At 59.8% G+C, this 18,978-nt stretch carries 13 protein-coding genes; 7 read left to right on the top strand and 6 right to left on the bottom strand.

Translation table 11 applies throughout. The features are described 5' to 3' along the window. Positions 1-30: 30 nt before the first annotated feature. Positions 31-2,811, top strand: coding sequence for a S8 family serine peptidase (locus PY254_RS13835; RefSeq protein ID WP_281015225.1), 2,781 nt, complete (start codon positions 31-33; stop codon positions 2,809-2,811). Between the two features lie 67 nt (positions 2,812-2,878). Here PY254_RS13835 and PY254_RS13830 read toward each other — a convergent pair whose 3' ends face one another. The 5 genes from PY254_RS13830 to PY254_RS13810 form a co-directional block, all read right to left on the bottom strand. Beyond that, a complete protein-coding gene (locus PY254_RS13830) occupies positions 2,879-4,036 on the bottom strand; it encodes an isovaleryl-CoA dehydrogenase (protein WP_281012625.1) in 1,158 nt (385 codons plus the stop codon). Between the two features lie 138 nt (positions 4,037-4,174). Next, complete coding sequence (locus PY254_RS13825; protein ID WP_281012624.1) at positions 4,175-5,731, bottom strand: phospholipase D family protein; 1,557 nt, start codon at positions 5,729-5,731, stop codon at positions 4,175-4,177. A gap of 127 nt (positions 5,732-5,858) precedes the next feature. Further along, positions 5,859-6,962, bottom strand: coding sequence for a Glu/Leu/Phe/Val dehydrogenase dimerization domain-containing protein (locus PY254_RS13820; RefSeq protein ID WP_281012623.1), 1,104 nt, complete (start codon positions 6,960-6,962; stop codon positions 5,859-5,861). 214 nt (positions 6,963-7,176) lie between these two features. After that, a complete protein-coding gene (locus PY254_RS13815; RefSeq protein WP_281012622.1) occupies positions 7,177-7,512 on the bottom strand; it encodes a hypothetical protein in 336 nt (111 codons plus the stop codon). Between the two features lie 115 nt (positions 7,513-7,627). Next, the gene (locus PY254_RS13810; protein ID WP_281012621.1) at positions 7,628-8,425 is read right to left on the bottom strand and encodes a M48 family metallopeptidase; all 798 of its coding nucleotides are present in this window, start codon (positions 8,423-8,425) and stop codon (positions 7,628-7,630) included. A gap of 191 nt (positions 8,426-8,616) precedes the next feature. Between PY254_RS13810 and PY254_RS13805 the strand changes: the two genes are divergently transcribed. From PY254_RS13805 to PY254_RS13780, 6 genes are all read left to right on the top strand, one after another. Further along, positions 8,617-12,186 (top strand): methylmalonyl-CoA mutase family protein, encoded by a 3,570-nt coding sequence (locus PY254_RS13805; protein WP_281012620.1) that lies wholly within the window; start codon positions 8,617-8,619, stop codon positions 12,184-12,186. 101 nt (positions 12,187-12,287) lie between these two features. Continuing rightward, positions 12,288-14,543 (top strand): ATP-binding protein, encoded by a 2,256-nt coding sequence (locus PY254_RS13800; protein WP_281012619.1) that lies wholly within the window; start codon positions 12,288-12,290, stop codon positions 14,541-14,543. 540 nt (positions 14,544-15,083) lie between these two features. Further along, positions 15,084-15,524 carry a hypothetical protein gene (locus tag PY254_RS13795; RefSeq protein WP_281012618.1) on the top strand — a complete coding sequence of 147 codons (441 nt, stop codon included), beginning with the start codon at positions 15,084-15,086 and terminating at the stop codon, positions 15,522-15,524. 568 nt (positions 15,525-16,092) lie between these two features. Beyond that, on the top strand, positions 16,093-16,392 hold the full coding sequence (locus PY254_RS13790) for a hypothetical protein (protein WP_281012617.1): 300 nt from the start codon (positions 16,093-16,095) through the stop codon (positions 16,390-16,392). A gap of 598 nt (positions 16,393-16,990) precedes the next feature. Beyond that, positions 16,991-17,509, top strand: coding sequence for a Tse2 family ADP-ribosyltransferase toxin (locus PY254_RS13785; RefSeq protein WP_281012616.1), 519 nt, complete (start codon positions 16,991-16,993; stop codon positions 17,507-17,509). A 19-nt stretch (positions 17,510-17,528) separates the two neighbouring features. Further along, entirely contained in the window at positions 17,529-17,792 is a 264-nt protein-coding gene (locus PY254_RS13780) for a hypothetical protein (RefSeq protein WP_281012615.1), read from the top strand. A 435-nt stretch (positions 17,793-18,227) separates the two neighbouring features. Here PY254_RS13780 and PY254_RS13775 read toward each other — a convergent pair whose 3' ends face one another. Continuing rightward, on the bottom strand, positions 18,228-18,944 hold the full coding sequence (locus PY254_RS13775; protein ID WP_281012613.1) for a transposase: 717 nt from the start codon (positions 18,942-18,944) through the stop codon (positions 18,228-18,230). Positions 18,945-18,978 lie beyond the last annotated feature (34 nt).

Here is an 18,978-nt window from a genome sequence, read left to right as displayed (position 1 = left end):
CGGCATCGCGAATTGGCGTTGCTGGTGGCTATGGCGTTGAGCCTGGCTGCGTGCGGTGGTGGCGGCAGCGTCAAACCGGCGCCACCACCGGTAGTTCCCAGTGCGCCGCCCGCGCCGCCGCCTGCACCGCCGCCCGCTCCACCGCCAAGCAGCCAGCCGCCACTGGACGCGCAACTGTCGATCACCAACACCTATGCCGCGCATAGTCAGGGTTACACCGGCGCTGGCGTCACCATCGGTGTGGTCGACAGCGGCATCATGCGTAATCATCCAGCGCTGGTCGGACGGGTGACTAAGGAACTGATCTACGTTGACTCCAGCACCAACAACACGGCGATCGACGATGTCGTCGGCCACGGCACCTGGGTTTCGCAGATCGCTGCCGGTCAGGCTTTTGACCAGTTTCCCGGCGGCATCGCGCCGGGCGCCAGCCTGGTCTCCGCGCGCATCATCAGCGACACCACGCCGAAAGACGATGGCTCCGGCAAGGGCAATCCCGTCACCGCCGATGACGCCCAGTTCTTCGCGCAAACCTTGAACCCGGCACTTGTCAGCGCTGGCGTGCAGGTGATGAACAATTCCTGGGGCGGCATCTACTGGGATACCACCAACGCCAGCATCAATCAGGCTTTCGCCCAGGCTTATCAGCCCTTTGTAGTGCAGCACGGCGGCTTGGTGGTGTTTGCGGCGGGCAACGATTCGCGCGGTGATCCCAGCGATATTGCCAGCCTGCCCACGCTGGCGCCGCAACTGGAACAAGGCTGGCTGGTGGCGGTGGCGGTGGACAGCAACCATCCCAGTCAGTTGGCGAGTTACTCCAACGCCTGCGGCAAGGCGATGAATTACTGCCTGGCTGCGCCGGGCGACGTGATCGTGAGCGACAAGAATGCCGTCGCGGGCACCAAGCCGACTTACTGGGTCGTCAGCGGCACCTCGTTTGCGTCGCCGGAAGTGGCCGGCGCAGCGGCGCTGGTGTGGCAGGCGTTTCCCTATTTCAACAACGATCTGGTGCGGCAGACCTTGCTGGGCACAGCCGACGACCTGGGTGCAGCCGGAGTGGATCCGATCTTCGGCTACGGCGAGCTGAACGTTGGCCGCGCAGTGAACGGGCCGGCCCAGTTCAACTGGGGCGACGTGACAGTCAACCTCACCGACAACTCCACCTGGGGCAACACCATCAGTGGCGCTGGTGGCCTGATCAAGCAGGGCAGCGGCACGCTGACGCTCAGCCAGCGCGCCAACTACACCGGCCTCACCCAGATACAAGGCGGTACGCTGGCGGCGAATGGGTTGTCCGGCGATGTCAGCATCGGTGCCCAGGGCACGCTCAGTGGCAGCGACGTGGCGGGCAACGTGACCAACGCCGGTACGTTCGAAGTTGCGCGCAATCGGGCCAGCACGATCACCGGCAACTACACGCAGCAAAGCGGTGGACAGCTTTCGGTGAATCTGGGTTCGACCTTGCTGGTTACCGGCACTGCGAGCTTGAACGGCGGCAACCTCTATGTGCGCGGCACCAATGACAATTACGTGGTGAACTCGCGCACCGAAGTGCTGGATGCCACCGGCGGGCTCAGCGGCACGTTCGGTGCGGTTACCACGCCGTCCAACGTGCTGTTGCAGGCCGTGTTGAATTACGACGCCCATGACGCGTGGCTCGACGTCTCGCAGGTCACCGTCACTGCCGTGCAGGGCATGAGCTATTCCGCCGCCTCGTATGGCAGCGCGCAGCGCGTGCAGGGCGCGTTCGACGAGCTCAATCGGCAGTTGGGTTCGGGTGGGTCGGCGGCCGTGCCGGTCACTGGTTCCTTTATCGACGGTGCAGCCAGTCTGCAGCACACCGCATCAGTCGGCGCGCTGCAACAGTCGCTGCAAAGTCTCAGCGGGCAGCTGCATGCGGCCAGCGCGGCGATGACGTTCCAGGCGATCGATGCCGGTACGCAGGCGCTGTCCGATCGCTTCGAGCAGTTGCTCGATGCGCCGGTCGCCGGCGGTTGGACGCAAAGTTTGGGGTATCAGGGCGATATGTCGCGCCGTGGCTATAACCGTGTCGGCTACGACCTCAGCGGCTTTTTGGTCGGCGCCGATCAACGCGTGGGCAGCAATGGTTTTGCCGGCTATGCGCTGAGCCAGAGTCAGGGTTTGGGCCGGCTGGAAGAAAGCGCGGACCAGGGTCACAGTCATGCGATGGAAGCCATGCTGTATGGCGGTGTCGTGCGGAATGCGTGGTACGCGATGGGGCGCTTCGGCGTCGGCAACTATCGCGAGACGATGCGTCGGCGCGTCCAACTCGGCGAGCAGTCAGCGGGTTTGAGCAGCGACGACAATGGTCGCTACGGTGTCGCCTACGCCGAAAGCGGTTACCGGCTTTCACTGGGACGCACGGCGATCACGCCATATTTCAACCTGCAATATGCGCAGGTGCAGCGCGATGGCTTCAATGAAGTGGGTGCGAATGGTTTCGGCCTGAAGTCCGCCGCCCAGGCCACCGCACGCTGGCAAGCCGGCGCTGGCTTGCGTGCGTCACGCGAATGGTTGTTGCCCGGTGCCGGCAGTTTGAGTTTGCAGGGCCACGCGTTGTGGCAGCAGTCATTCGGCTTGCGCGGCGAAGTCTTCAACGCCAGCTTCAGTGGCATTGATCAGTTTGCGCCGCTTGGTGGCATCGGCTTGTCGCGTTACGGCGGCGTGCTCGGAACCACGCTGGACTGGAAAATGACGCCGCGCGCCAGCCTGCAGTTCGGCTACGACCGTTACACCGGCCAACGCCAGCAGGCGCAGATGGCCACGGCGAATTTCAGCTGGACGTTCTGAACGCATTGGTTAGCGCATCAAAGAAAAGGCCCGCATCATGCGGGCCTTTTCTTTACGAGTGTATTGCTTACGCCTTGCCGTGGAACAGCTCGCGGCCGATCAGCATGCGACGAATTTCATTGGTGCCGGCGCCGATCTCGTACAACTTCGCATCGCGCAGCAAACGGCCAGCCGGAAACTCGTTGATATAGCCGTTGCCGCCCAGCGTCTGGATCGCTTCCAGCGCCACCTGCACCGCATTGACCGACGCGTTCAGCAAACAGGCGGCCGGATCGATGCGCGACTTCACGCCCGCGTCGAACTGCTGCGCCACCATGTAGGCAAAACCGCGTGAGGATTGCAGCTTGGTATACATGTCGGCGATCTTCGCCTGCATCACGCCAAAGGTGCCGATCGGTGCGTTGAACTGCTTGCGCTCGCGCACATAGGGCAGGGCCAGATCCAGCGCCGCCTGCATCAGGCCGATCGGGCCACCGGACAGCACCAGTCGCTCGGTGTCCAGCCCGTTCATCAGCACGCGCACGCCTTCGTTCACTTCGCCGACGATGTTCTCGGCGGGGATCTCGCAGTTCTCGAAGACCAGCTCGCAGGTGTTCGAGCCGCGCATGCCGAGCTTGTCCAGCTTTTGCGCGGTGCTGAAACCCTGCATGCCTTTTTCGATGATGAAGGCGGTCATGCAGCGGCTGCCGGCGGTGCGCGGCGCGGTGCGCATGTAGACCAGCAGCACGTCGGCGTCCGGCCCGTTGGTGATCCACATCTTGTTGCCGTTCGCCACCCACACGTCACCGCGCAGCTCGGCCTTGCAGCTCATCGAACCGACCACGTCCGAACCGGCACCCGGTTCACTCATCGCCAGCGCGCCCACGTATTCGCCGTTGCACAGCTTCGGCAGATACTTCTGCTTCTGTGCTTCGTTGCCGTTGTGATAGATGTTGTTGACGCACAGGTTGGAGTGCGCGCCGTACGACAGCCCGACCGAACCCGACGCGCGCGAAATTTCTTCCATCGCAACCATGTGCGCGAGGAAGCCCATGCCGCTGCCGCCGTATGCCTCCGCCACGGTTACGCCGAGCAAACCCATCTCGCCAAACTTGCGCCACAGGTCGGCCGGGAACAGGTTGTCGCGGTCGATCTTGTCCGCGCGCGGGGCGATCTCCTTTTCCGCAAACGCATGCACGGATTCGCGCAGCAGGTCGATGTCTTCTCCAAGCGGAAACGGTCGCATCACGAACTCCATGGGTGTGCAGAAAGGCGATTTTAACCCACGCAGCGATCGTATGACGTGCAGGAGCGCACCCTGTGCGCGATGCCTTCCGTTACGTAACGAAGAGCTATCGCGCACAGGGTGCGCTCCTGCGGGCATTTACAGCTGCGACTCGATCGGCAGCCAGCTCATGACCCGGGTGGTGGCCCGTAGCCACCAGCCGGCATCGGGTTCGTGGTCGAGCACGCGTGGTGGCTGGCTGCTGCCATCCAGCCATTGCAGCTCGCCATCGGCACCACGCTGCACCTGGTAGCTCAACGCCGGCGACGCCAGCTGCAGGTATTCCTGGCGTAGGTCATGCGCCAACCCGGCATCGGCAAACAGCACGCCCATTTCGGTATTGAGATTGGCCGAGCGCGGGTCGATGTTGAACGAGCCGACGAAGCCGCGTTCGTCATCAATGACAAACGCCTTGGTATGCAGGCTGGCGCCGCTGCTGCCGAACAGACCCTGGGCCACCTTCGGGCCGTTGCGGCGGATCTCGAACAGGTGCACGCCGCCGTCCAGCAGCTTGCCGCGGTAACGCTCGTAGCCGCTGTGCACTGCCGGCACGTCGTTCGCGGCCAGTGAATTGGTCACCACGCCTACCTGTGCGCCGGCGTGCGCCAGTCCCACCAGGGTCGCGGTGCCGCTCTTGCCGGGCACGAAGTAGGGCGAGATCAACAGCACTTCGCGGTGCGCGCCGGAGAGGTGGGCGGTCAGCCGGTGTTGCAGCCAGTGGTCGCGATCGCTGGAGCGAAACTTCAGCGGCGGATCCGAAGCGACCACGATGTTGGCGCTCCAGTGCACCGCCAGCTCGTGGTCCACCAGACGTTGCGCCGACGGTGAGGCCGCCACGCGTTGCAGGTAGTCGCGTGCGCCCGGCATCGCCGATTCACTGGCCAGCTGCGCCACCAGTGCCTGCAACGCCTGCGGGGTCTGCGGGTTCAATGCCGCGATCGGTACCGCTGCGCTGGAATTCCAGAACGCATCGAAGATACCGCTGGCATCGGCCACCGCCGGACCGATCAGCAGCAAGTCCAGGTCGCGGAAGTTCACGTGGCTGTCGGCATCGAAATATTCGTCGCCGATATTGCGTCCGCCGACCACGGCGAGTCGGCCGTCAACGATCCACGCCTTGTTGTGCATGCGATGGTTGACGCTGAAAAAACGCTGCACCATCTCCAGCACGCGCCACACGCCGCCGCGGTTTCGGAACGGGTTGTACAGGCGCACTTCGATATTCGGGTGCGCGTCCAGCGCCAGCAATTGCGGGTCCAGCCCCTTGGTGTTGATGTCGTCCAGCAGGATGCGCACGCGCACGCCACGCTCGGCGGCGGCATACGCCTCGCGTGCCAGCAGATGCCCGATCAGATCGTCGTGCCACATGTAGTACTGCAGGTCCAGGCTGCGCCCGGCCAGTCGTGCCGAAGCGGCGCGCACGGCAAACGCATCCAGCCCGTCGTGCAGCAAGGTCGCGGCGGTCTGGCCCGGATGGGTCGCGAGATACGGCGACAACTCGCGGTCGATGGCGGTCTGCGCACTCTGCAGCGGCAGGCTCGTGCTCGGTGTGCCGGTGGCCGGCGGGGTAAGCCGGTCGGCCAGCAGCAGGCCGCTGGCGACCAACAGCAGCAACGCCGCCACACCCCAACCCAGCCAGATCATGATTCTGCGCATCCGTGGCTCCTCCGATCCCTGATTATTGGTGGGCCGGCGCACATGTGCAAAGGCCTGCCGCAGTGAGCGACAGGCCTTTGCCGAAACAGGGCTGCGCCGGTGAACCGGCCGCGCCCCCAGAACGTGCTTACTGACCGCGCATGCGGCCCTGGAAGCGGGTGCCGCCATTGCCCATGTGGGCCAGCTTGATCTTGCCGATCGCGTTGATGCGCTCTTCGGCCAGACGGTCGGCCGCCTTGTAGGTCGGGATGCCTTCGTTCTTGCTGATCTCGAAGATGCGACCCAGGTTGTAATAGATCGTGCGCATCATGCGCATCGCGCGCTCGCGGTTGTAGCCGTCGATTTCCAGCGACACGTTCATCACGCCGCCGGCGTTCACTGCGTAATCGGGCGCGTACAGCACGCCACGCTTCTGCAACTCGTCGCCGATCTCGTCGGTGGCCAGCTGGTTGTTGGCCGGGCCGCAGATGATCTTGGCCTTGATCCGGTCAATCGTCTGCTCGTTGACGGTGCCGCCCAGCGCGCACGGCGAATACACGTCGGCATCCACGTCGTAGATCTCGTCCAGGCCGACCGCTTCGCAGCCCAGCTCGTCGACGCAGCGCTGCACCGCTTCCTTGTTGATGTCGGTGACGAACACCTTGGCGCCCTGTTCGCGCAGCAGCTTGATGTACTCACCGCCGACATGGCCGCAACCCTGCACCGCGTAGCTGTACTTGCCCACGTCCTCGTTACCGTGCTTGAACTGCAGCGCGGCCATCAGGCCCTGCAAGGTGCCGTAGGCGGTGAACGGCGACGGGTCGCCCGAGCCGCCATGCACCTGATGCACGCCGGTCACGTATTCGGTTTCGCGGAACACGTATTCCATGTCGTTGACATCGATGCCCACGTCTTCGGCGGTGATGTAGCGGCCGTTCAACGAGTTGACGAAGCGACCGAACGCGCGGAACAGCGCCTCGGACTTGTCCTTGCTCGGATCGCCGATGATCACCGCCTTGCCGCCGCCCAGGTTCAGGCCGGCCACCGCGTTCTTGAACGTCATGCCGCGCGACAGCCGCAGCACGTCGTTCACGGCTTCCTGCTCGGTCTTGTACGGCCACATGCGCAAGCCGCCGAGCGCAGGGCCCAGCACCGTGTTGTGGATCGCGATGATGGCTTTGAGGCCGGCGTCCTTGTTGTGGCAGAACACGACTTCTTCGTGACCGGTCTTTTCGATGGTTTCAAAGATCATTGGAACGGTGACTCCATGATTTACGGTGCCGGTGGGCATCTACAGAAGGTGGCGGGAGACTTGCGGGACCCGCCAGGGGGTGTGAAAGCGCTCATAAGCCATCGCCCCGACAAGGGCCGGGGCGATGGTTCAAAGCGCGAAGTTTAGTACTTCACCCTGACCGGTGCTGCGGCGGCGCAACAAGTCGCCGGCGTATGGGGTGCCGCAACGCCACTCAACGGCCCCAGTAACCGGGCTGGAAACGCCAGTCGTGACCGTGGCGAACCCAGTGCGCTGGCCGATAGTGCCGGCCGGGTTGTACTCGCATCCATGCGCCGCCGACCCACACGTGGCGGTGAGTGTGTGTGTTCCAGCGCCAGTAGCCCGGCACCCACACCAGGCCGCGTCGGGGTGCCGGTACCCGTTCGAAGCGCACCGGCGGCGGGGCCACACCCACGTGGATACCCACCGCCACCTGGGTGCGCGCGGCAGCGGGTGGCGCATATATCGCGCCGGCGAAGGTCAGACCGAGTCCGGCCAGCAGGGCCAGCTTGAGTGGGGTGCGGGTCATCGTGATCTCCTTGGCGATGCCGGGTGTTCGGCAGGCACTTGAGGAAAACGAGGAGCGGCCCGCGCAGTTGACCCGGCGCGGCCGCCCCGTTCAGCGGGCGCACGCCGAACCGCACCTACATTCGGCAATTCGGCGCATGGCCGCTGGCGCGTGCCTGCTGATACACCGGCATCAACTGCGCGGCTTGCTGGTTCAGCGCCTGCGCGCGGTTGCCAGATGACGGATGGGTGGACAGGAACGCCGGTGGCTTGCCGCCACCTTGCGCGCCCATCTTGTCCCACAGCGTCACCGCCGCGCGCGGATCGAAACCGGCCTGCGCCATGTAACGCTGGCCCAAGGTGTCGGCTTCGCTTTCCTGGGTGCGCGAGAACGGCAGCAGAATGCCCAGTTGGGCGCCCGCGCCGAGCAGCGCCGCGGCGCTGTTGGCATCGCCGCCGCGGCTGCCGGCGTAAATCGTACCCGCCGCGACCGCCGCCTGCGCGGCCATATTGTCGGACACCCGCTCGGCACCGTGACGCGCCACCACATGCGACAGCTCATGACCCAGCACCACCGCCAACTGATCCTGATTGCTGGCCAGCTTGAACATCCCCTTGTTCACGCCGATCCGGCCACCGGGCAGGGCGAACGCGTTGGCGGTGTCGTCGCCGATGATCTGCACTTCCCACTGCTGGGTATTCCACGGCGGCGGTAGCACCGCAATCAGCGCCTTCGACACGCAAGTCGCATAGGCCAGCTCGCGCGGGGCATTCACAAACTTGCCCTGCTTGCGCATGTCATTGAATGCCGAAAGACCCATCTGGCTCATTTGGCTGTCCGACACCACCATAAATTGCGAGCGGCCCGTAGGCGAGGTGACGCAGCCGGCCAGTAGCGCAGCGAGAAGTGACAGCGGCAGCAAGTGGAATCGCATGAGGGTTCTCCGAAATCGGGATGGGTGCGGTGAAAGCATAGCCGCAGCTCACCACGTGGCCGATCAAGCTCGCGTGCACGGCAGCGTCACGGCCCGCCGCCACCGTACGCCCGGGTACACAGGCGCATGCCGCCAGCCCCGCGTCGATCCACTAGAATCGACGAGATCAAGCATCAATGTCCGGAGTTGCCATGAGTTCCCCCGCCACGCACATCCCCGCCAGCGCCCCGCAGAGCGACACCACGCCGCTGCGCTTCGTCACCGCCGCCAGTCTGTTCGATGGTCACGACGCGGCGATCAACATCATGCGGCGGATCATCCAGAGCCAGGGCGCGGAGGTGATCCACCTGGGCCACAACCGTTCGGTGGAAGACGTGGTGCGCGCCGCGCTGCAGGAAGACGCCGACGCCATCGCGCTGTCGTCCTATCAGGGCGGCCACGTCGAATACTTCAAGTACATGATCGACATGCTGCGCGAGCGCGGCGCCGGCCACATCCGCGTGTTCGGCGGCGGCGGCGGCACCATCACCCCGGAAGAAATCCGCGAGTTGCAGGCCTACGGCGTCGAGCGCATCTACCACCCCAACGACGGCATGAAGCTGGGTCTGGTCGAGATGATCGAGGACGTGATGGAGCGCACCCGCGTCGCCGTCGCTAAGCGCGTGGAAACCGCCGCCAGCCACGTCGACATCAACGACGAAATCTCCATCGGGCACATGCTGTCCACCATCGAGGAAGCCCGCTTCAGCGCCGGCGAACTCGAACGCCTGCGCAAGGAATGGAAACTGGCCGGCAAGAACACGCCCGTGCTCGGCCTCACCGGCACCGGTGGCGCCGGCAAGTCGTCCGTGGTGGACGAACTGCTGCTGCGCTTCCTGCATGCGTTCCCGCACATGCGCATCGCCGTACTCGCGGTCGACCCCACGCGTCGCCGCTCCGGTGGCGCGCTGCTGGGCGATCGCATCCGCATGAACTCGCTGCGCAGCCATCGCGTCTACATGCGCTCGATGGCCACCCGCCGCCAGCACGCCGCCACCAGCATCGTGCTGCACGACTGCATCGACTTCCTGAAAAGCCAGCCCTACGACCTGGTCATCGTGGAAACCGCGGGCATCGGCCAGAGCGATTCGGAGATCGTCGACCTGGTCGACTTCCCCGCCTACGTGATGACCAGCGACTACGGCGCCGCCAGCCAGCTGGAGAAGATCGACATGATCGACTTCGCTGAACTCATTGTGCTGAACAAGTTCGACAAACGCGGCGCCGAAGACGCGCTGCGCGACATCCGCAAGCAGTGGAAGCGCAACCGCACTGCGTTCAGCGTCAAGGACGACGACGTGCCGGCGTACCCCACCATCGCCAGCCAGTTCAACGATCCGGGTGTCACCTGGATGTTCTCAAACCTGTGCCGGCTGATGCGCGAAAAGCTGTCGTTGCCGGCCGACAAGTGGACGCCCAACCTCGACACCACCTTGAAAGAACCCCGCGCCACCGTGCTGATCCCCGGCCCGCGCGTGCGCTACCTCGCCGAGATCGCCGAGCAGGGTCGCGCCATCAACAAGGGCATCGAAACCCAGGCGGAATACGCCAGCAAGGCGCAGCATTACTACGAGTCGTTGAAGGAACTGGGCGACGACAAACTGCCCAAGCCGCTGGACATGTACGCCAGCGATGACGTGCACCAGCCGTCCGATGCCGCTGCCGCGCACCTGCGTTCGGCACCCACGGATGGCAAGGCCAGCAGCGAACACAAAGCCGTTCGTGCCGAGCGTAGTCAGCACGGCGACGTCGAAGCGTCGGCCTCCATCGACCGCTCCATGCTCCTGCTGCGCCAGCGCTACAACGCCGCGCTGAAGGAACTCAGCCACGAAGCCGTCGAGCAACTGCGCCAGTGGCCGGCCCTGTACGAATCCGTCACCGCCGACGTCAACCAGTACAAGGTCCGCGACAAGGTGATCAAGGTCGAGAACTACCGCGAATCGCTCAGCCACCAGAAGATCCCGAAAGTCTCCCCGCCCAAATCCAAAGACTGGGGCGAGCTGGTCACCTTCCTCGGCAAGGAAAACCTGCCCGGCCACTACCCGTACACCGGCGGCGTGTATCCGTACCGCCGCAGCGGCGAAGATCCCACCCGCATGTTCGCCGGCGAAGGCACGCCCGAGCGAACCAACCGTCGCTTCCATTACCTCAGCCAGGGCGGCGCCGCCACGCGGCTGTCCACCGCGTTCGACTCGGTCACCCTGTACGGCGAAGACCCGGCGCCCCGCCCGGACATCTTCGGCAAGATCGGCAACTCCGGCGTCAACATCGCCACCCTGGACGACATGAAGAAGCTGTACTCCGGGTTCGACCTGTCCGCGCCCAGCACCTCGGTGTCGATGACCATCAACGGCCCCGCGCCGATGATCCTGGCGATGTTCATGAACACCGCCATCGACCAGAACATCGAAAAGTACCTGCGCGAAGACGACGCCCGCTGGGCCGCCGCGCAAAAGAAAATCGACAAAATGTATGAGGGTCGCCAGCGCCCGCAATACCTCGGTGAGCTGCCCAAGGGCAACGAAGGCCTCGGCCTGGGCTTGCTCGGCGTGGCCGGCGACGAACTGGTCGATGCCGAAACCTACGCCCGCATCAAGACCGCCACCCTGCAAGCCGTACGCGGCACCGTGCAGGCCGACATCCTGAAGGAAGACCAGGCCCAGAACACCTGCATCTTCAGCACGGAATTCGCGCTGCGCATGATGGGCGACATCCAGCAGTACTTCGTCGACCACAAGGTGCGCAACTTCTACTCGGTCAGCATCAGCGGGTATCACATCGCCGAAGCCGGGGCCAACCCGATCAGCCAGCTCGCCTTCACCTTGAGCAACGGCTTCACTATCGTCGAGTACTACCTCGCCCGCGGCATGAAGGTGGACGACTTCGCGCCCAATCTCAGCTTCTTCTTCTCCAACGGCATGGACCCGGAATACACCGTCATCGGCCGCGTCGCCCGCCGCATCTGGGCGCGCGCCATGCGCGAGCGCTACGGCGCCAGCAGCCGCAGCCAGATGATGAAGTACCACATCCAGACCAGCGGTCGGTCACTGCACGCGCAGGAGATCCAGTTCAACGATATCCGCACCACGCTGCAGGCGATGTACGCGCTGTTCGACAACTGCAACTCACTGCACACCAACGCCTACGACGAAGCGATCACCACGCCCACCGAGGAAAGCGTGCGCCGCGCGGTGGCGATCCAGATGATCATCAACAAGGAGCTGGGCCTCAACTTCAACGAGAACCCGTGGCAGGGCAGCTACGTGGTCGACACGCTGACCGACCTGGTCGAGGAGGCGGTGTACAAGGAGTTTGAGGCGATCAGTGAGCGGGGCGGGGTGCTGGGGGCGATGGATACGATGTATCAGCGCGGGAAGATTCAGGAAGAGTCGATGTATTACGAGCACAAGAAGCATGATGGGTCGTTGCCGTTGATTGGCGTGAACACGTTCTTGCCGAAGGATCATGGCGGGGAGATTGCTACCGAGATTGAGTTGATTCGGTCTACCCCTGAAGAGAAGGGGGCGCAGATTGCCAATGTGAAGTTGTATGGTGAGGCGCGGAATTCGCTTGCTCCCGGGAGTCTGCGTACGCTGCAGGAGACGGCGAGGGAGCGGGGGAATGTGTTTGAGCGGTTGATGGAGGCGGTGAAGTACAACTCGTTGGGGCAGATTAGTCATGCCTTGTATGAGGTGGGGGGGGAGTATCGGAGGAATATGTGAGTCATCCTCTCCTGCGCAGTTCCAGTGGGGCGGTAGCGCTGCCTTCACCGCAGTTTCTGATCGATGCCGCCCCGCGACTCGACCACAGGATGATCTAGCTGATGCGCGAATATGATCTTACGGTCCTTAATGACAAGGAGTTTGAGGTCCTGGTCGCAGACCTACTCACCGCCGAGATCGGTGCACCCGTCGAGCGCTTCAAGCCTGGCAGAGACGCTGGGGTTGATGCGCGCTGGTTTGCGTCGCCTGGGAGCGAGGTAATTGTCCAATGTAAACATTGGCCGCGATCAAACGTCGCTGCTATCGTTCGAAAAATATCGTCCGAAGAAAAGGCAAAAGTAATTGCGCTAAACCCTTCACGATACATTTTTGTGTGCAGTCTTCCTCTGTCGAGGAAGAATAAAGGCGCCATCTCAGAGGCATTCCTGCCCTATGTCGTCTCGCCAGACGACGTGCTGGGTTATGAAGACCTGCAGCGCCTCATATCTGCCCACAAGTCTGTCGAGCGGAAGCATTACAAGCTCTGGCTGGCCAGTAGCAACGTGCTAGTGACGCTGCTGAACCATAGTGTGTTAGGGCGAAGTGCCGACTCTGTAGACGATATTCGCCACGCACTAGCGAAGTTTGTAGAGACAGAGGACTGCAGAAGGGCACGCAAGCAGCTTGCTAATGCAAGAGTTCTGATAATTAAGGGTGAGCCCGGCGTTGGCAAGACAACACTTGCTCAGCATCTGGTGATGGAATCTATCGGAGACGGTTACCAGTTCGTAGAGATCCAATCCGATTTGAGCGAGGCCGAAGGCGTGCTGCTCGACCCTGAAGAAAAGCAAATTTTCTATTTCGACGACTTTCTAGGTAGGAACTTCCTGGAGGTCTTCACCGACAACAAGGATTCGCATGTCTTGGCGTTTATCCGGAGGGTCCTCCGGAACGAGAACAAGCGTTTTGTCCTCACGTCTCGTACGCACATTTTGGACCGTGGCAAGCAGCTTTCCGAATTTTTTCGTATCGAGAACATTGGGAAGAGAGAGTTCGAGCTGACGGTCGGGGCGCTGTCGCGTCTAGAGAAGGGAATGATCCTCTACTCGCACATTTGGAATACTGGTTTACCCGAATGGGCGATTGAGGCGCTGTATGAGGAACACCGGTACCTCGACGTCATAGATCACGCAAATTTTAATCCGCGACTAGTAGCGTTCATCACTGATCCAGAGCGGATTGCGGACGTGGCACCGCATGAGTTTTGGACATATGTCACGGCAACGCTAGACAATCCAGAAGCCATTTGGCGCCATGTCTTCGAGCGGCAGCTTAGTCCGGATACCCGTGACCTTGCCGTGCTTGTTGCGTTCAATGGCAAGGACATTAACGAGGCCGACCTAGAGGCGGCATTTGCGCGACTCAATCAATCGGGTACAGACAATCCGGTCCAGTTTGCAGTTCGATTCCGCGACGCGCTGCGACTTGCTCTAGGGTCAGTGATAACGAGAACAGTTGCTAGCCCTGCCGACGCAAAATGCGAGCTGTTCAATCCATCAATCGCTGATTTCCTGTTGAAAGACGAAGCCTTGCTTTCGCGCGCGCCGGAGATCGCGCGCACTTTGCAGACTGTCGATTCGGTGAACTATCTCGCTTCACTAACCGAAGCTGGCTATCTCAGCGCCGGGAGGGTTGCGGAAACGCTTCGGTCGATAGCAACGGACGTGACGGCGCAGGGCGAGGTCGGAGGTGATGTATCAGTGCGGATCGCTGATCTGCTCGCGCCTCAGGCTACGCTTAATGCTGACGCTGAGTTTGTCGGTCTGGTAGCCAACTCGTTTGCTCCGGGTACGATATGCAGGAGCGCCGCGCGCGTGCGCATATTTGCGGCGGCGTTGACGGCTGGGTCGGTCCAGGAGTCCGCGAGGCGGTTCGAAGAACTCCTTGAGGAGATCGAAACGTGCCCCTTGGAGGCTGAGCGTCTAAAGCCACTGCGTCCTTGTGCGCTGTGGTTGCAAGAAAACGGGATTGGAGGAGCGGAACTGCGCTTGCGCGAAGCGCTTATCACGGCAGTGTTTGATTATGCTCAAGAATTCATTGTCGAGTCCACAGTACTTGACGAATACATGTACGAGGGTGACGCCAGTTCTGCCCGGTACGATGCACAGAGATGCATCGAAGAATTCTTCGAAGGATTGGGGTTCCCTCTTTCAGAAGAAGAGGCTGAGGATTTCGTCTCTCGAATTGATGTGGTCGACATCATCAACGACAACGTTAGCTCTGCGTCGCATGGTTGGGATGATTCAGACTCGGGCGGGCGCGCGGTAAATGGTATTGATGCGATCGTCGACTATTTCGACCGGAGTAGTCGGGAGTAGCGCAAGGAAAAGGTGTCAGGAAAAAAAGCGGGCTCAGGTTCACTTACAAAAGCAGGGGTCAGAGTGCACTTCTCAGCGAGAGCTGGTCTTGACGAAAGCTAAAGGCCATGAGGGCAATTAGGTGTGTCCTTCGGTCTCTTTGTTCTTCTTCTAAAATTAATGGTATGGCGTCTCATGATAAAAACGGGGTCAGGTTCACTTACAGTCGTTTGAATTATCACGGAGAGAGCGTTGCGTCCGGAAGTGAAACTTCCCTGTTCTTTCTCACCTGAACTTGGACGCTGATATCCGGTGCAGATGGCTGCGATGAAATTTCGTTGCCCACCTTGGCGACTTATTCGGCCGCGTAGGAGGGGTAGATGGATATTCACGAGAGAGTAATTGCTTTTTTCTCAAAAAACGGGGTTAGGTTCACTTACAGACGTTTTACTCGTCGAAACAGGGGTCAGAATTTACTTTTTCTGACGTAACTTGATAGTCGGTGTCAGTGTAAAAGCTTCGTCAGGTTTATACCCGAAGCTATAGTGAGAGGAGCAAATCATGGGAAAGGCAGACGAGGACAATCGCTCCAACCAGCTCAATCCAAACAACGACGCTTACCATCAGTCGCGAGGTTGGGGTAGTCGCGACGATGCATTTGGGGACGATCGCTCAGGCGATCGCGGCGTGGGGTGGGCAGGTTTCTACGAACGCTACATTTCCAGCCCGATCAAACATCAGCGTACGCGGCAAACGCTCTTTGGATTTGCCGAGGCCGCCCAAGCGCTAAAGTTCGAGGTCAACTTTTGTTTGCCTTACGCAATGATGGATTTCGTTCACCAGGGCGCGGACTTGGTGATCGACTTCACTTACCTGCACTGTTGGCAAGAAGCAGATGCCCTCAAGATCATCAAGTTCTGGGAGGCTAAGAATCAAGAAGGGTTTCGAGGCTTCTCCGGGATCTTGGTGCGATTTCGCGGTGAGATCGCTGCAGGCTTATAACAAAGCAAAAACGGGGTCAAAAAAACTAAGAACATAGCCAAACAAAGGGGTCAGGTTCATTTAATCCTGAGTCTTGGACGCTTTCGCCGGTCTCCCGCGAGAACAAAAGGGGTCAGAGACATTATTACCATGTGAACGTTAGAATCGCCTGACGTAATTGCTTTAAAAAAAGTGGTCAGGTTCATTTAATCCTGATCTTGGGGTGATTTCGGCGGCCTTCCGCGTGGTCTGACGCTGGCTGACCGCTGGGTCAGCGCTTCGATTTGTTGCTGGAAGCGTTGGCTACCCCAGGCACGCTGTTGCTGGGTGTGGAGTCGCAGATCGTCGAGGTGCTTTTCCTCGGTGTGTTCTGCGATCAGGGCACGGTAAGCGGACTGCCGCGTGCTTGGTGTTGAGCCAAGCTGGATGTATTGCTCGTGCGAAACCTCAGGGTTAGAGTGCACTTTAAATTGCACGAGGTCTGTGGAGAGTCGACTCTGACCCTTGTTACGGACCCCTGTTTCTGCCTGTTTCTGGTTTCGCACCTTTCGCTCATGGCAAACTTGCCAATTAACCGGGAACCATGGACATGAAAAGGATATTGGCAGCGATTGCCTTGGCGATGCTTGTCGCCGGGTGCCACGATCAATCAGACCAAGCTAAGAAAGCGGTGATGGCCACTCTCAAGGATCCAGCATCCGTGCAGTGGAGAGACATTCGCGCGCAACCACGAAAGGATTCTTGGGGTAAAGAGCATCCCGTAATCTGCGGCGAATACAATGCCAAAAATAGCTACGGCGGTTACACCGGATTTAAACCGTTTATTTTCGAAGATAATCGCCTGCATATTGATGACGACATTGCGATGTGGCTATCTGACTGCCAGTGAGCAAAACGGGGTCTATCTTCAGTAAAAAAGAAAAAACGGGGTCAAGAACGGGGTCAGGTTCACTTACAACCGTTTGAATCGGTGCTGGTGGATCGATGCAAACAAAGGGGTCCAAACAAAGGGGTCAGGTTCATTTAATTCCTAAAAATGGGCTCAGAATCGAAGTAAAAGGGGTCAGAGACATTATTCGGACGAATTAAACGGCTCTGACCAGTTGTGTGATTTTCTTTTCTTGCTTTTACAAGGTCAGTTATATGGCATCGACTGAATCGTGCCCTGATGTCGAAATAACTGAAGAGCGCTATTTCTCAGCGCATCATCGAAAACACGGGTCAGAGTGCACTTTTTGTCGAGAAAAAGGGGTCAGAGTGAGGGTCAGAGTGCACTTTAATTGCACGAGGCTCGTGGAAAGTCGACTCTGACCCATGTTTCCTTCGTGACCTCTTAGGTCTGGGAACAAAAGGGGTCAGAGACATTATTAGCATGTGAACGTTAGAATCGCCTGACGTAATTGCTTTCGTTTCCTTTGTCCGAAATTGGTACGATCCGGGTCTTGAACTATCAAAGTCTGGCTTTACTTCATTCTTTAGGAAAATAAATGTCGAATATAGAATTGGACCTCTATCGTAGCTGCAAGAGTCGTGATTGGGGCACTAGAAAAGCGAGTGATAGCTCGCGTTCGAAGGAATTTCTTGCTGCGGATGGCAAAACCTCTTTGCATCCAAATTATGGTTTTACTAGAACAGATGGAAGCGAACGACCTTCCGATGTAACGCGTTTTAGTAAGGATGGGAAGACCTGGGTTCGTGGGGTCGAGGACATCAGGCCGGACGGAAAGCATTGGGTTTCTTGGAAAGAAGGTGTTTCGGTTGGATCAAATAAGCAGGCGATGCCCTACTCTAAGGGCTGGTTCGACTTCTTGTTGCCCAAGGGTACCTCTATTCCAGCATCGCTCGACGTTAAACCTACCCCAAGTAGATCTAATCCTGATCACTATTCCATAAGGTTGAAGAATCAGTTGACCCAAGAAGCCTATCAGGACGCATTGGATACACTTGCACGAAATGCGATTGCGAAAGCCGTAGAACTTGGTATTCCATCACACTGTTTTTCTTGATCATCACGAGTAAATGGCCATGCGTTCAATAAGCGAAAACGACCTTGCAGCTATCATTCCCCTGCTTGCGGCAAAGATTCGGGACATCAAGCAGGAACTTCTCAAGGGTGATGGGCGTGAAGATGATATGACCGATGAAGAGTTTGATGAGCAAACGGAGGCTTCTGATCTGCTGGTGTCCTACAACAGAATATTGGATAGGCTTCAAGAAGAGTACGAGGCTGGGCTTGCGGAAGGAACGCTTCTTCCAAGCTTTGAGAAGTTGACTAGTCGATTCGTGTGATCAAAAACGGGCTCTCTCTCGATGGAAGCAGGGGGCAAGATCGAATAAGGTGTCAGAGACATTATTAGGGATGCTCTGATCTATTCCCCATCTGAGGCATCATCGCAACGAGCGAAGTAAAAGGGGTCAGAGACATTATTCGGACGAATTAAACGGCTCTGACCAGTTATGTGATTTTCTTTTCTTGCTTTTACAAGGTCAGTTATATGGCATCGACTGAATCGTGCCCTGATGTCGAAATAACTGAAGAGCGCTATTTCTCAGCGCATCATCTGTTGTTGCGCGCGGCGAGTGCGTCGATCATGGAGGCTCAAGGGAGCGCTACTCGCGGGCGGGAGTTTCATATCTTAACTGCGATGGTGATGAGCGCTCTCGCAGTCGAAGCGCTCTGCAATGCCATTGGTTATCGTGTCGTGCCTGGATGAAAAACTGGGGTCAGAGTGCACTTTCCGAGCTTTGCTCTTGAGTTGCTTTGCGCGGTCGTCCGATCTTCGCCGGCCCTGCGCGGCGCGATAGCTGCTTCTCGATGGCGATTCGGAAGCGGTCCGAGCCCAAGGCGTGTTGGCGCTGGAGATGGACACGGATGGCTGCGAGATCATCTTTGGAAAGGTTCTCCATCGCCAGCGCTCGGTATGCGCCTTGTCGTTCGGCGTCCGTGCTGCCCAGCGCGAGATAGGCAGGGTGGGGATGAATCAGCGGGTCATCGTGCCCGAACGCATTGTGTGCGTGGCTGGACCAGGCGTAGTCCAGCGGGTCGGCGGTCATGTGGGCGCGGACCGGGTTCAACTCGATGTAGCGATAGCAGTGCAGCAAGTAGGTTTCCCGATCTACCAGTGATGACTTGTAGCGTCCTTCCCACAACGTGCCTGTGCGCAGGTAGCGATCATTGATGTATCGCACGTAACGTCGCCCCAGGAATTGCATCAGGCGTGACACTTGGCCGCTGGCGGCGGGCGTCATCAACAGATGCACGTGGTTGGTCATGAGTACGTAAGCATGGACATTGCAGCCTTCGCGCAGTGCGATCTCCCGCAAGTCTTGCAAGTAGCGCACGCGGTCAACGTCGGTAAAGAAGCACGGCTGGCGATCATTTCCACGCTGGATGACGTGCTGCGGAATGTTCGCGAGATCGAGGCGTGGTTGGCGAGGCATGGTGGCGTCCGTGCTGGCTCTGTCCAGTCTCCCT

Origin of the sequence: Rhodanobacter sp. AS-Z3 (assembly GCF_029224025.1) — a bacterium.
Classification (GTDB): domain Bacteria; phylum Pseudomonadota; class Gammaproteobacteria; order Xanthomonadales; family Rhodanobacteraceae; genus Rhodanobacter.
The sequence above is the reverse complement of the archived record's forward strand: the minus strand, read 5'-3'. Positions and strand labels throughout refer to the sequence as shown.